General features: G+C 71.7%; 12 protein-coding genes. 5 read left to right on the forward strand and 7 right to left on the reverse strand.

Going from position 1 to position 12,875, the window contains the following annotated elements:
- Nucleotides 1–25: 25 nt before the first annotated feature.
- On the reverse strand, nucleotides 26–604 hold the full coding sequence (locus tag BIV03_RS00700) for a TetR/AcrR family transcriptional regulator (RefSeq protein ID WP_071294245.1): 579 nt from the start codon (nucleotides 602–604) through the stop codon (nucleotides 26–28).
- 77 nt (nucleotides 605–681) lie between these two features.
- On the opposite strand from BIV03_RS00700, the gene BIV03_RS00705 reads away from it, so the two are divergent.
- A complete protein-coding gene (locus BIV03_RS00705; RefSeq protein ID WP_071294246.1) occupies nucleotides 682–1,416 on the forward strand; it encodes an SDR family NAD(P)-dependent oxidoreductase in 735 nt (244 codons plus the stop codon).
- 119 nt (nucleotides 1,417–1,535) lie between these two features.
- Here the strand turns inward: BIV03_RS00705 and BIV03_RS00710 are convergent, their stop codons facing one another.
- Nucleotides 1,536–1,988 carry a hypothetical protein gene (locus BIV03_RS00710; RefSeq protein ID WP_071294247.1) on the reverse strand — a complete coding sequence of 151 codons (453 nt, stop codon included), beginning with the start codon at nucleotides 1,986–1,988 and terminating at the stop codon, nucleotides 1,536–1,538.
- A gap of 98 nt (nucleotides 1,989–2,086) precedes the next feature.
- Between BIV03_RS00710 and glgX the strand changes: the two genes are divergently transcribed.
- On the forward strand, nucleotides 2,087–4,105 hold the full coding sequence (gene glgX, locus BIV03_RS00715; RefSeq protein ID WP_071294248.1) for a glycogen debranching protein GlgX: 2,019 nt from the start codon (nucleotides 2,087–2,089) through the stop codon (nucleotides 4,103–4,105).
- A gap of 75 nt (nucleotides 4,106–4,180) precedes the next feature.
- Here glgX and BIV03_RS00720 read toward each other — a convergent pair whose 3' ends face one another.
- Together BIV03_RS00720 and BIV03_RS00725 are read right to left on the reverse strand one after the other, a co-directional pair.
- Nucleotides 4,181–5,566, reverse strand: coding sequence for an NAD-dependent succinate-semialdehyde dehydrogenase (locus BIV03_RS00720; RefSeq protein ID WP_071294249.1), 1,386 nt, complete (start codon nucleotides 5,564–5,566; stop codon nucleotides 4,181–4,183).
- A 17-nt stretch (nucleotides 5,567–5,583) separates the two neighbouring features.
- Nucleotides 5,584–6,996, reverse strand: a complete 1,413-nt coding sequence (locus tag BIV03_RS00725) for an APC family permease (RefSeq protein WP_071294250.1) — start codon at nucleotides 6,994–6,996, stop codon at nucleotides 5,584–5,586.
- A 303-nt stretch (nucleotides 6,997–7,299) separates the two neighbouring features.
- On the opposite strand from BIV03_RS00725, the gene BIV03_RS00730 reads away from it, so the two are divergent.
- Nucleotides 7,300–8,424, forward strand: coding sequence for an esterase family protein (locus tag BIV03_RS00730; RefSeq protein WP_139201808.1), 1,125 nt, complete (start codon nucleotides 7,300–7,302; stop codon nucleotides 8,422–8,424).
- A gap of 3 nt (nucleotides 8,425–8,427) precedes the next feature.
- On the opposite strand, the gene BIV03_RS00735 is transcribed toward BIV03_RS00730, so the two are convergent.
- Complete coding sequence (locus BIV03_RS00735) at nucleotides 8,428–9,447, reverse strand: agmatine/peptidylarginine deiminase (protein ID WP_071294252.1); 1,020 nt, start codon at nucleotides 9,445–9,447, stop codon at nucleotides 8,428–8,430.
- Nucleotides 9,444–10,478, reverse strand: coding sequence for a nitrilase-related carbon-nitrogen hydrolase (locus BIV03_RS00740; protein WP_071294253.1), 1,035 nt, complete (start codon nucleotides 10,476–10,478; stop codon nucleotides 9,444–9,446). The genes BIV03_RS00735 and BIV03_RS00740 overlap by 4 nt, the downstream gene beginning before the upstream one ends.
- 60 nt (nucleotides 10,479–10,538) lie before the next feature.
- Between BIV03_RS00740 and BIV03_RS00745 the strand changes: the two genes are divergently transcribed.
- On the forward strand, nucleotides 10,539–10,979 hold the full coding sequence (locus tag BIV03_RS00745) for a VOC family protein (protein WP_071294254.1): 441 nt from the start codon (nucleotides 10,539–10,541) through the stop codon (nucleotides 10,977–10,979).
- A gap of 108 nt (nucleotides 10,980–11,087) precedes the next feature.
- A complete protein-coding gene (locus BIV03_RS00750; RefSeq protein ID WP_071294255.1) occupies nucleotides 11,088–11,906 on the forward strand; it encodes an SDR family oxidoreductase in 819 nt (272 codons plus the stop codon).
- 12 nt (nucleotides 11,907–11,918) lie between these two features.
- Here the strand turns inward: BIV03_RS00750 and BIV03_RS00755 are convergent, their stop codons facing one another.
- Nucleotides 11,919–12,761: a helix-turn-helix transcriptional regulator gene (locus tag BIV03_RS00755; RefSeq protein ID WP_071294256.1), complete on the reverse strand. Its 843-nt coding sequence runs from the start codon at nucleotides 12,759–12,761 to the stop codon at nucleotides 11,919–11,921.
- Nucleotides 12,762–12,875: the final 114 nt, after the last annotated feature.

Here is a 12,875-nt window from a genome sequence, read left to right on the forward strand (position 1 = left end):
GTGCTGTCCAGCGGATCCCGCCCGGTCAGGCGCCGACGAGCCGTTCGGCGGCCGCCCGCGCCGCCGCCGCCCAGGGCCGCGACGGATCAGCCTGCGCGCTCGCCATCGCACCGTCGTAGAGCAGGCAGAGCTGCAGCGCCGTGCCGTCCGGATCGGCCGCGTCGGCCTCCGCGAGCAGTGACGTGAAGAGTCCCCGGACCCACGTGCGGTGCTCGAGCGTCACCTCGTGCGTGGGGTGCCCGGCGCCGTACTCCGCCTCGACGTTGATGAACGGGCAGCCCCGGTAGCCCGGAGCCGCGAACCACTCCCCGAGCAGGTCGAACACCGCCAGGACGCGGTCGCGTGGCGTGCTCCCGCGCCCGGGGAGCTCGGCGGCGACGTGCTCCTGCCACGACCGGCTCCGTCCCTGCAGGTAGCCGAGCACGAGGTCGTCCTTCGTCCGGAAGTGCGTGTAGAGGCTCGCCTTCGAGATGTCCGCCTCGGCAGCGACCTGGTCCACCCCGACCGCGTGGATCCCCTGCTCGTAGAAGAGCCGGTCGGCCGTGGCGACCGCGCGCTCGTACGCGGGTCGGCGGCGGGTTCGGGGGGTCGACGTGTCGGACATGGTTTGACTTTACTGCACTGATCTGTACAGTTACCAGCAGTTCAACCAAACCGATCTGTTCAGTTAGGACATCGACCATGACCACCACCGCCCTCGTCACCGGATCCACCAGCGGCATCGGCCGCGCCACCGCCGAACGCCTCGCCGCGGAGGGGATGCACGTCGTCGTCTCCGGCCGGAACGCCGAGCGGGGTGATGAGGTCGTACGGGGGATCCGTGCGGCCGGGGGCACGGCCGACTTCGTCCGGGCGGACTTGCGTGACGCCGCCAGCGCGAAGGAGCTCGCCGAGGCGGCACTCGCGATCGGAGGCGGCCAGGTCGACGTGCTCGTCAACAGCGCGGGCATCTTCCCCTTCGGCGCGACGGCTGACACCACCTCGGAGGGTTTCGACGAAGTCTACGACGTCAACGTGAAGGCGCCGTACTTCCTGGTCGCTGCTCTCGCTCCGGGCATGGCGGAGCGCGGTGCGGGCGCGATCGTGAACGTCACGACGATGGTCGCCGAGTTCGGTGCGGCCGGCATGGGGCTGTACGGCTCGACGAAGGCGGCGCTCGTCCTGCTGACGAAGTCGTGGGCGGCGGAGTTCGGCCCCGCCGGGGTCCGCGTCAACGCCGTGAGCCCCGGCCCGACCCGCACCGAGGGCACCGCGGCCATGGGGGAGAGCCTCGACCAGCTCGCCGCTGCCGGTCCGGCCGGCCGGCCGGGCACGGCCAGGGAGATCGCCGAGGCGATCGTCTTCCTCGCCACCGACTCGGCCTCGTTCGTGCACGGCGCGGTCGTGCCGGTGGACGGTGGTCGGATCGCGGTCTGACGCGACCCGCTGACGGACAGGAGGCGCGGTGTCAGCTCGCACCGCGCCTCCAGTCCTCCTGCGCTTCGTCCAGTTGCCACGAAGGACCGGGAGCAGGACAGCGTCGGTCCGCGCCCTCGTCAGTCGGCGGCGCGGATGGGCTCGCCGGTGTCCGGGTCCCAACCGACCACCCGCGGCTGCGCGACCCGGGCAGCAGGGCGCTGGCGTGGCGGGAAGTACCCGCGAGCAGCGGGCAGGTACGGCAGGAACGCGGCGACGGCACCCAGTACGCCGTTCGCGGTGGTGAGTCCGTACGGCGGCAGGAGGGCGCCGATGGCTCCGACCACACCGAGCACCGCCATCCAGAACCGCGCGCGTCCGGAGCCGCGGCCGACGCGCAGTGCACCGAACACGAACCAGCCGAGGATCGCCAGGCCGATGGCGACCGGCACGAGGGCCCAGGGGCCACCGGACGACACCGTTCCGGGCAGGTCCACGAGTCGTGTGACCAGGTCGCACGCGAACAGCACGAGCCACAGCACGACGGCAGCGGTCACGAGGACGGGGCGGGAGCGCGGGACACCGGTGGTCACGTGGCGATCCTAGGACCGGAGTTGCGCTGCGCACCACGCTCGGCGACGGGGTACGTCGGCGAGCCGGGGACACAGTCGCCGACCGGTAGAACGACGACATGACCACTTCTTCCCGCACCCCGCTCGGCGTGACACTCGTCGACGGCGGCGCGAACGTCGCTCTCTTCTCCAGCACCGCCGAGCGCGTCGAGTTCTGCCGGTTCGACGAGGACGGCACCGAACACCGCACCGAGCTCACGAACCGCACCGGCTACACCTTCCACGACGTCGTCCCGGACGTGACCGTGGGGACCCGCTACGGCTTCCGCGTCCACGGCGCATGGGACCCGGCGAAGGGCCTCCGCCACAACCCGGCGAAGCTGCTGCTCGACCCGTACGCCACTGCCGTCGACGGCACGTACCAGTGGGGCCAGGCACTGTTCGGCCACGACATGCAGGACCCTGAGCGGATCGACGAGACCGACTCGGCCGCTGCGATGCCGAAGTCCGTCGTCGCCGACCGCGACTTCGACTGGGGCGACGACGCGCGACCCCGCACGGCCCTCGCCGACACGGTCGTGTACGAGGTCCACGTCAAGGGCTTCACGAAGCAGCACCCGGACGTGCCCGAGGAGATCCGCGGCACGTACGCCGGACTCGCGCACCCGGCGGCGATCAAGCACCTCACCGACCTCGGGGTGACCGCCGTCGAGCTCCTGCCGACGCACCAGTTCGTGCAGGACTCGACCCTCGCCGACAAGGGCCTCCGCAACTACTGGGGCTACAACAGCATCGGGTTCTTCGCCCCCCACGACGAGTACTCCTCGTCCGGCACCGCCGGCCAGCAGGTCGCCGAGTTCAAGGCGATGGTGCAGGCCCTGCACGCCGCCGGCCTCGAGGTCATCATGGACGTCGTCTACAACCACACGGCCGAGGGCAACCACATGGGCCCGACGCTCTCGTTCAAGGGCATCGACAACGAGTCGTACTACCGCCTGGTCGAGGGCGACGAGGCGAACTACTTCGACACGACCGGCACGGGCAACAGCCTCAACGTGTCGCACCCCGCGGCGCTCGGCCTCGTCATGGACTCGCTCCGGTACTGGGTCGAGGAGATGCACGTCGACGGCTTCCGCTTCGATCTCGCGACGACGCTGACCCGTCAGGGCGGCGAGGCGGAGAAGCACTCGGCGTTCCTCGACATCATCCACCAGGACCCGGTGCTCCGCGAGGTGAAGATGATCGCCGAGCCGTGGGACACCGCCGGCTACCAGGTCGGCGGCTTCCCGGCGGACTGGTCGGAGTGGAACGGCAAGTACCGCGACGACCTGCGCGCGTTCTGGCGCGGCGATGCGGGCACCCTCGGTGACGCCGTGCAGCGGGTGCTCGGCAGCCCGGACGTCTACGAGGGGTCACGGCGCTCGCCGCTGTGCTCGGTCGACTTCGTCACCGCCCACGACGGTTTCACCCTGGCGGACCTGACGATGTACGCCGAGAAGCACAACGAGGCGAACGGCGAGGACAACAATGACGGCGAGAGCGACAACACCTCGTTCAACGGCGGCGTCGAGGGTCCGACCGAGGACGGCGTGGTGAACGACTACCGGAACCGGCAGCGCCGCAACTTCCTCGGCACGCTGCTGCTGTCGGCGGGCGTGCCGATGATCCTCGGCGGCGACGAGATCGCCCGGTCACAGGGCGGCAACAACAACGCCTACTGCCAGGACGACGAGATCTCGTGGTTCGACTGGGCCGCGGCCGACCGGGACCTGCTCGCCTTCACGACCGAGGCGATCGCGTTCCGCCGCGACCACGTGTCCCTGCGTCCCGAGTGGTACCGCACGGCCCCGGGCGACTCGGCGTCCACGGTCGACGTGCTCCGTGCCGACGCGAAGGGGTTCGACGACGCCGACTGGGCGGACGGCGGCAACCGGGCGGTCATGCTCGTCCTGCAGCAGGGCGACGACACCGTGGCGGTGTTGCTCAACGCGTCGGAGACCACCGTCGAGTTTACCCTGCCGGAGAAGCCGGGTGGCGGGCGCTGGTCCCTCGGGCTGTCGAGCGACCCGGACCAGGCCGTCGGCGACGACGCGTCGACCGTGCTGGTGCGCGACGCGTCGTTCACGGCGTTGGTCTAGACCATCTGACGGACGGGAGGCGCGGTGCCGGCGGGCACCGCGCCTCCCGTCCGCCCGTGGGCCGGGTCGCGGGCGTCAGCCGCCGATGCGGATCAGCTTCTTGTTGACGAACTCGTCGGCCCCGAGGGGGCCGAGCTCGCGGCCGAAGCCGCTCGCCTTGACGCCGCCGAACGGGAGCTCCGGGCTGTCCGCGCCGACGATGTTCACGTAGACCATCCCGGCCTCGATGCGGTCGGCGACGCGCAGCGCCTGCTCGGCGTCGGTCGTGAAGAGGTACGAGCCGAGGCCGTACGGGGTGTCGTTCGCGATCGTGATCGCGGCGTCCTCGTCCTCGACCCGGTAGACGGCGGCGACGGGGCCGAAGAACTCCTCGCGGTACGCGTCGTTGTCGGGCGTGACGCCGGTCAGGACCGTCGGGGTGAAGGCGTTCCCCTGACGCTGGCCGCCGGTGACGACGGTGGCGCCCTGGGCGGTCGCGGCCGCGAGCTGCTCCTGCAGCCGGTCGGCAGCGGCGGGGGAGGACAGCGGACCGAGTTCGGCACCGGGCGTGGTCGGGTCGGTGGGCGAGACCGCGGCCATCGCGTCGGTGAACTTGGCCAGGAAGTCGTCGTACAGGTGGTCGGCGACGAGGAAGCGCTTCGCGGCGTTGCAGACCTGGCCGTTGCCCTCGAGGCGGGTGGCGACGGCTGATCCGACCACGGCGTCGAGGTCGTCGGTCGACAGCAGGACGAACGGGTCCGAGCCGCCGAGCTCGAGGACGACCTTGGTGAGGTTGCGGCCGGCGATCTCGGCGACGGCGGCACCGGCGCGTGCGGAGCCGGTGAGGGAGACGCCCTGGACGCGGGGGTCGGCGATGACGTCGGCCGCCTGGTCGTTCGTGGCGAAGACGTTCGTGTACGCGCCCTCGGGGAAGCCTGCGTCGTGGAAGACCTGCTCGATCGCGAGTGCGGACTCCGGGCACTGCGGGGCGTGCTTGAGGAGGACGGTGTTGCCGATGACGAGGTTCGGACCGGCGAACCGGGCGATCTGGTACGCGGGGAAGTTCCACGGCATGATGCCGAGCAGGACGCCGATCGAGGACTTCCGGATGAACGCGCTGCCCTCGCTGCCGTCCGCCAGGGTGATCGGCTGGTCGGCGAGGAACTCCTCGGCGTGGTCCGCGTAGTAGTCGTAGATGTCGGCGCAGAAGTCGACCTCGCCCACGGCCTGGTCGATCGGCTTCGCCATCTCGCGGACGATCGTGGCGGCGAGGTCGTCCCGACGCTCCCGGTACAGCTCGGCGACGCGGTGCAGCAGCGCGGCGCGGTCGGCGACGGTGCTCGTGCGCGACCACTGGGCGTGCGTGCGGTCGGCGGTGTCGATCGCCGCGCGAAGCTCGTCGTCGGTGATCGTCGGGAACGTGGCGAGGGTCTGGCCGGTGGCCGGGTCGGTGACCGCGTAGACGGTGGCCGTGTCGTTCATCGTGTCTCCTGTGTGGTTCAGACCTGGTCGGTCAGCTGCTTGTTGACGCCGGTGACGGGCTGGTTCTCGTCGAAGCCCTTCGGCTGGATCCGGAACCCCTTCGTGATCACCAGCAGGTACACGAAGCCGATCGCGGCCCAGACACCGCCGGCGATGAGGGCGTCGGCGTGCAGCTGAGACCAGAGAACACCGGTCAGCAGCATCGCGACCCCGGGGAGGACGATGAAGGCGAACCGGTCGCGTGCGGTGCGCCGGCGGCCCTCGCGCCAGGCGAAGTGCACGATGACCGTGAGGTTGACGAACGTGAACGCGATGAGGGCGCCGAAGTTGATGTACGCCGAGATGGTGTCGAGCGAGAACGTCATCGCGAGGAGCGTGACCGCCCCGACGATGACGACGTTCGGGATGGGCGTGCGGGTCCTCGGGCTCACGTAGCCGAAGACCTTCTTCGGCAGGACGTTGTTGCGGCCCATCACGAGCAGCATGCGGGCGACGCTGGCGTGCGAGGCCAAGCCCGAGGCGAGCGCGGCGACGAACCCGGCGGCGACGAGGATCGCCTGGAACACCCTGCCGCCGACGAGCAGCCCGATCTGGGGCAGCGGGTCGTCGGTGAACTCGCCGAACGGGGCGTTGGTCGGGAAGCGGAGCTGGGCGAAGTACGCCGAGACGAGGAAGATGAGCCCGCCGATGAGGACGGTCAGCAGGATCGCCTTCGGCATGATGCGGATGCTCTTCGCCTCCTCCGTGTACATCGTCACCGCGTCGAACCCGATGAACGAGAAGCACACGACGGTCGCCCCGGTGAGGAGCGCCGACATCGTCACGCCGTCGTGCACGAAGGGCTCGGCGCTGACCACCGTGCCGGCACCGGCACCGTCGACGAGTTCGATCACGGCGAAGACGACGAACGCGATCATCGCGAGGATCGCCCCGATGAGCAGGACCATGTTGAGGTTCGACGTCCCGCGCATCGACAGGCAGATCACCGTCGTGACGAACACCGTGTAGACGACCACCGTCACCCACGCGGGCAGTGCCGGGAAGACCTGCTCGAGGTACAGGCGGATGATGAGCGCGTTCACCATCGGGAGCAGCAGGTAGTCGAGCAGGGACGCCCAGCCGACCATGAAGCCGGCGTTCGGGTGGATCGACTCCCGCACGTACGTGTAGGCCGAACCCGCGGCCGGGTAGACGCGGACCATCTTCCCGTAGCTGATCGCCGTCAGGAGCATGATCACGAGGGCGATGAGGTACGCACTCGGCACGGCGCCGTTCGTCTCGCCGGAGACGATGCCGAAGGTGTCGAACACCACGGTCGGCGTCATGTACCCGAGGCCGAGTCCGACGATCGCCCACAGCCCGAGACTCCGCTTCAGGGACCCACCGCGCGCGGTGCCGGGCGGAGCGGTGACGATGGTCGGTGACGCCATGGGGAGTTCCTCCTGCTCGCAACCGGAGCTGCGGGGGCCGGGGTCCGCGCGGCGGTGCGCGGACCTGATCGGGTGGACCGATCCGCTGACGATACCGACGCCGTGGGCAGCGTCGGACCCGCCACGGAGTACACGATGCGAGGCAGGGATGTACGCGGTGTCGCTTGCCGACCGGAGCCTGGGACCGGCCGGGAAGATGCTCAGCCACGGTGCCGGAACCGCGGGCGCACTCCCGGCACGGCTCCCTACGATCGGCTCGGCACGACCGGCACCGGGCCGGACGCCGACGGACGAGGACGACCGATGACACGGACACGAGGGTTGATCGCCGCGGGGCTGGTGGTCGGCCTCGCGCTCGGCGCGGCCGGTGGGTGGGGCGTCGCCCACGCGACCGGTGCGGGTGGGACGGGCTCCGCCGCTGGCGGGCGGGCCGTCGTCGCGGAGCCGAGCCGCGCCTCCACGGCCCGCGCGACGACCGTGCCGAGCGTCCGCCCCTCCGCGCACGCCCCGTTCGCAACCGCGGCCGGCGGGATCCCCGCTGCCGAGGCACCCGGGTCCACTCCCGCGCCGGCGAGCGTCGACCTGGCGAGGACGTGGACCGCACCGGCCGACCTGCCGACGCAGGGGCGGCTGCTCCGGGTGACCATCCCGGCCACGCGATCGCACTTCGTCGCACGCCAGGCCCTGCTGTACCTGCCCCCGGCCGCGCTCACCACCGACCCACCGGCGCTGCCCGTCGACGTGCTCCTCTCCGGCCAGTCCCGCGGAGCCGGTCCCGAGGACGTGCAGACCGGCGGGGCGATCGAGCAGACGATGGACGCGCTCGCGACCGTCGACCGTGGCCTCGCACCGATCGTGGTCGTCCCCGACCAGCTCGGCCCGCGGTCGGCGAACCCGATGTGCGTCGACGGGGCGCTCGGCAACAGCCGGACCTACCTCACCGAGGACGTCCCGGCGTGGGTGACGAGCCACCTGCGCGTGCAGACGGCGGCGTCCGCGTGGACCATCGGCGGGTTCTCGCAGGGCGGGACGTGCGCGATCCAGCTCGGGGCGGGAGACCCCTCGCGGTTCGGCAACCTCATCGACGTCTCCGGCGAGGACGGGCCCACGCTCGGCAGCGAGACGAAGACCGTCGACGAGGGCTTCGGTGGGAACCGCGCGGCGTGGGCGGCTGCGCAGCCGGCGGCACTGCTGCGTGCCGGTGCGCCGTTCCGGGACTCGAACGCGTTCTTCGCGGCCGGGGCCCTCGACACCACCTACGGGCCCGTGATGCCCGTGATGGCCGAGCGGGCGCAGACAGCGGGGATGCACGTCGCCACGTGGGTGGTGCCGGGTGGGCGGCACAGCTGGGTGACGGCGCGGGCGGCGCTCGCCGCGGGGCTCGACTGGTTGCAGCCGCGGGTGGGGCTCGGGGCGCCGGCGGCCTGACGTCTACTGCGCCGAGGGCTCCTGCTGCGTGATGCAGTGCAGCCCACCGCCCCGCGCGAACACCTCGCGCGCGTCGATCGTCCGCACCTCCCGCCCCGGGTACACGTCCGCGAGGATCCCCCGCGCCCGCTCGTCCGCCGCCGGCTCCCCGAACCCGCACGCGATCACCGCGCCGTTCACCACGACGTGGTTCACGTAGTTCCAGTCGACGGGTCCGTCGGCGTCGGCGAGCGTCGCGGGTGCGGGCAGCTCGACGATGGTGGCGTCCGTGGCCTCCTCGATCGCCCGTCGGACGATCGGCATCACGACGTGGTCCGGGTGGCCGGGGTCCGGCTGGGCGTGCAGCAGCACGGTGTCCATCGCGGCGCCGGCGAAGGTCGCCACCATGTCGACGTGCCCCCGGGTGCCGAAGCCGTCGTAGTCGCGGGTGAGGCCACGGGGCAGCCAGACCACGTCGGTCGCGCCGATCGTCCGCGCCAGCTCCTGCTCCACCCGCGCGCGGTCGGCGTAGGGGTTCCGTCGGGGATCGAGCTGGACCGTCTCGGTGACGAGGACGCGTCCGGTCCCGTCGACGTGGATCGCCCCGCCCTCGTTCACGAGCAGTGACGGGATCCGTTCCACGCCCGCGGCCGCGGCGACGGTGGCGGCGACCTCGGCGTCGCGCGTCCACGTCGACCACGGGTTCGCGCCCCAGCCGTTGAAGACCCAGTCCACCGCGCCACGGGCCCCGGTCACGTCGTCGACCACGAACGTCGGACCGATGTCGCGCATCCAGAAGTCGTCGAGGGGCGCCTCGAGCACGTCCACGGCGCCGGACAGGAGGCGTCGGGCGTCGTCGCGCGCGACCGGGTCGACGACCACGGTGACGGCCTGGTACTCGCTGATCGCGTTCGCGGTCGCCGCCCAGACGGCACGCGCCGCCTCGGCGCTCGCCGGGTCGTCGCCGAGCGTGAGCCCGGGCCGCGGAAACGCCATCCAGGTGCGTTCCTGCGGCCCGGTCTCGGGAGGCATGGCCCACGTCATGCGCGCACCTCGCGTCCGGTGGGGGTCGCCGCCACGGCGATGGCCGCGTCGATCGCGTCGCGTGCGCCGTACGCGTGGCGTTCCTCCTCGACGGGGGCGACGAGCGTGCCGTACAGGTCCGGACGGCGCGTGACGTAGAAGGGGAAGAGCCGGAGCCACTCCGTGCGGGCGTCGAGGTCGAGGTCCGCGACGAGCACGACACTCGCGTCCCGTGGTGCCTCGACGAGGACGCGGCCGAACGGGTCGGAGATGAACGACGAGCCGTAGAAGGTGATGTCGCCCTCGTCGCCCCAGCGGTTCGGGACCACCATGAACTGCCCCGAGGTGATGCCGTTCGCCACGATGACCTGCCGCCAGATCGGGGCGGTGTCGAACGCGGGGAACGACGGCTCGGACCCGATCGCCGTCGGGTACGCGAGGACCTCGCTGCCGGCGAGACCGTACGACCGCGCGACCTCGGGGAACCACTCGTCCCAGCAGGTCGGCAGGCCCACACGGGCGCCGAGTCCGGCCGGCTCGTACACCGGGAAGGCGTCGGCGTCGGTGCCCGGGCGGAAGTAGGTGTCCTCGTAGTAGCCGGCGCTGATCGGGATGTGCGTCTTGCGCGTCCGACCGACCAGCGTGCCGTCCGGCGCGACGAGGACGGCCGTGTTGTAGCCGCGCGGGTCCTCGGGCCGGTCGTCGGCGGCCGGACGCTCGTACAGCGAGGCGTGCACGAACACCCCGTGCTCCGCCGCCTGGGCGCGAGCGAACGCGACCGTCGGGCCGTCCTCGAGCGACTCGGCCGACTCCTTCGGTGCGCCGGTCGCGGGGGTGTCGCCCGGGTAGCGCGAGAGCGTCAGTTCGGGGAGGAACACCGCGGTGGCGCCGTTCGCCGCTGCCCTCGCGATGCCGTTCGCGAGCTGGGCACGGTGGGCCGCGGGATCCTCGAGCCACCGGGACTGCACGAGGCCGACGCGCACCCGGCGTCGGGGTCGGCCGGTGTCCTCGTGCAGGGGAGACCGCTGCGGTGTGCCGGTGATGACGTCCATGACGCCATTGTTGATCGCGCGATCAACGAGTGCAACCCCCTCGAGGTGTTGTGTGGACGCATGAGCGAACCCATCGTCACGCCGCTCGGCTTCTCGCACGTCCGGTTGACGGTCACCGACATCCGACGCAGCAAGGCCTTCTACGAGCAGTTGTTCGGGATGCCACCGGGGAGCGACTTCAGCGACCAGATCGACGACCCGACGATCCACGACGACCCGTGGCGGACCTACGGCGGGTGCTCCTTCACGTTCGGCGGGCAGACGCTGGGCCTGCGGCCGGTCGCGCCGGCGGGGGACCGGTTCGACGCCGACCGGGTCGGCCTCGACCACGTGTCGTTCCGGGTCGCCTCGGTCGACGAGCTGCACGCCGCGGTGGGCCGCCTCGAAGCGGCGGGGATCGAGCACGGCGAGGTGACCGACCTGCCGCCGTTCGGGCTCGTGATCCTGTCCGTGCAGGACCCGGACGACGTCAACCTGGAGTTCGCGGCGCCCCGGGCGTGAGTCGGTGTCGCCCGAGGGGCTGTCCGGTCGGCGCGCGCGTCCCCCGGGCGTCGAGGTGACACCCGTGCCCCGGGCGTTGGCTGATCCGGTCAGACAACAGGAGGACACATGAGCAAGACCTGGTTCATCACCGGCGCGTCCAAGGGCTTCGGCCGCGAGTGGACGGAAGCGGCACTCGAGCGCGGGGACTCCGTCGCCGGGACCGCCCGCAACCCCGACGACGTGCACGACCTCGTCGACCAGTACCCGGACACGTTCCTCGCACTGCAGCTCGACGTCACCGACCGTGCAGCCGACATCGCCGCGGTCCAGCGTGCCGCCGAGCACTTCGGCTCCCTCGACGTCGTCGTCAACAACGCCGGCTACGGCCACTTCGGCATGGTCGAGGAGCTCACCGAGGACGAGGTGCGCGCGCAGCTCGAGACGAACCTGTTCGGTGCGCTCTGGGTCACCCAGGCGGCGCTGCCGATCATGCGCGAGCAGGGGTCCGGACACATCATCCAGGTGTCGAGCATCGGCGGGATCAGTGCGTTCCCGACGGTCGGGGCGTACCACGCGTCGAAGTGGGCGCTCGAGGGGATCTCGCAGTCGCTGTCCCAGGAGGTCGGCGGGTTCGGCATCCACGTCACCCTCGTCGAGCCCGGCGGGTTCTCGACGGACTGGTCCGGTCCGTCCTCGAAGCACAGCGAGGAGATCGCCGCCTACGCCGACGTGCGCGAGGCCGCGTCCAAGCGCCCGTCCGCCGCCGACCCGGGCAAGCCGGAGGCGACCCGGTCGGCGATCCTGAAGGTCGTCGACGCGGACGAGCCGCCGCTGCGGGTGTTCTTCGGCAAGGCGCCGCTCGGCATCGCGGAGCGTGACTACGAGTCGCGGTTGGCGACCTGGCGCGAGTGGCAGCCGGTGGCCGAGGAGGCGCACGGCGCCTGACGACCTCCGAGGTCAGGCGCGACCGACCGCCGAGCCGACCACGGCGAGCAGCCGGAGTCGCTCGGCGATCTCGCTGCCGGGTTCGGCGGTGTACACGAGCAGGTTCTGCGAGCTGTCGGGGTCCTGCAGCACCTGGCACTGCAGGGTGAGCAGCCCGACCTCGGGGTGGCGGTAGGTCTTCACGTCTCGCGGGCGGATGCCGACCTCGTGGCGCGCCCAGACCTCGCGGAACTCCTCGCTCGTCGCGAGCAGCCGCCCGGCCAGGTGTGCGGCCCGGGAGTCGGGACCGCGGCGAGCGATGACGGTGCGGAGACCCGAGGCGTACATCCGGGAGAGGAAGGGGTGGTCCTTGACCGGGTGGACGTCCCGGGACGCCGGGTCGGCGAACCACCGGTACCCGATGCTCCGGTCGTCGCCCCGTCGGCCGCTGGCGTCACCGGTGAGTTCGGCGGCGAGTGACGTCTGCTGCAGCGTCTCGCCCAGCTCGGTGACGATCTCGGCCGGGCTGTCGGCGAGCCGGTCGAAGATGCGCATCATGCCGGGGCTGACGTGGTCGCCGCCGGACGCCGCGGTCGGGGGCTCGTGTCCGGCGAGGCGGAAGAGGTGGTCGCGCTCCGCGATCGTGAGGCGCAGGCCCTGCGCGATCGACGCGAGCATCTGGTCGGACGGCTGCGGTCCGCGCTCCCGCTCCAGCCGCGCGTAGTAGTCGACGGACATGTTGCTCAGCAGCGCCGCCTCCTCGCGCCGCAGCCCGCTCGTGCGACGGCGCTGGCCCCGGGACAGGCCGACGTCCTCGGGCTGCAGGGCCGTCCGACGGCTGCGGAGGAAGTCCGCGAGGGACGCTCGGTCGATCATGCGCCCATCCTCTCCCGGGGCGTCGACCGCAGCCACGGATCGTCAGGCCGTGGTTGCGTGTGCACGACGCGGCGACGATCGTCTCGGGTGCCGGATCGGGTGCTCACCACGACG

Origin of the sequence: Curtobacterium sp. MCBA15_016, assembly GCF_001865105.1 — a bacterium.
GTDB lineage: Bacteria > Actinomycetota > Actinomycetes > Actinomycetales > Microbacteriaceae > Curtobacterium.

Bases quoted from the DNA above. Each gene is read 5' to 3' on its own strand.
- BIV03_RS00700 (WP_071294245.1), bottom strand. From the start codon at position 604: ATGTCCGACACGTCGACCCCCCGAACCCGCCGCCGACCCGCGTACGAG.
- BIV03_RS00705 (WP_071294246.1), top strand. From the start codon at position 682: ATGACCACCACCGCCCTCGTCACCGGATCCACCAGCGGCATCGGCCGC.
- glgX (WP_071294248.1), top strand. From the start codon at position 2,087: ATGACCACTTCTTCCCGCACCCCGCTCGGCGTGACACTCGTCGACGGC.
- BIV03_RS00720 (WP_071294249.1), bottom strand. From the start codon at position 5,566: ATGAACGACACGGCCACCGTCTACGCGGTCACCGACCCGGCCACCGGC.
- BIV03_RS00725 (WP_071294250.1), bottom strand. From the start codon at position 6,996: ATGGCGTCACCGACCATCGTCACCGCTCCGCCCGGCACCGCGCGCGGT.
- BIV03_RS00730 (WP_139201808.1), top strand. From the start codon at position 7,300: ATGACACGGACACGAGGGTTGATCGCCGCGGGGCTGGTGGTCGGCCTC.
- BIV03_RS00735 (WP_071294252.1), bottom strand. From the start codon at position 9,447: ATGACGTGGGCCATGCCTCCCGAGACCGGGCCGCAGGAACGCACCTGG.
- BIV03_RS00740 (WP_071294253.1), bottom strand. From the start codon at position 10,478: ATGGACGTCATCACCGGCACACCGCAGCGGTCTCCCCTGCACGAGGAC.
- BIV03_RS00745 (WP_071294254.1), top strand. From the start codon at position 10,539: ATGAGCGAACCCATCGTCACGCCGCTCGGCTTCTCGCACGTCCGGTTG.
- BIV03_RS00750 (WP_071294255.1), top strand. From the start codon at position 11,088: ATGAGCAAGACCTGGTTCATCACCGGCGCGTCCAAGGGCTTCGGCCGC.
- BIV03_RS00755 (WP_071294256.1), bottom strand. From the start codon at position 12,761: ATGATCGACCGAGCGTCCCTCGCGGACTTCCTCCGCAGCCGTCGGACG.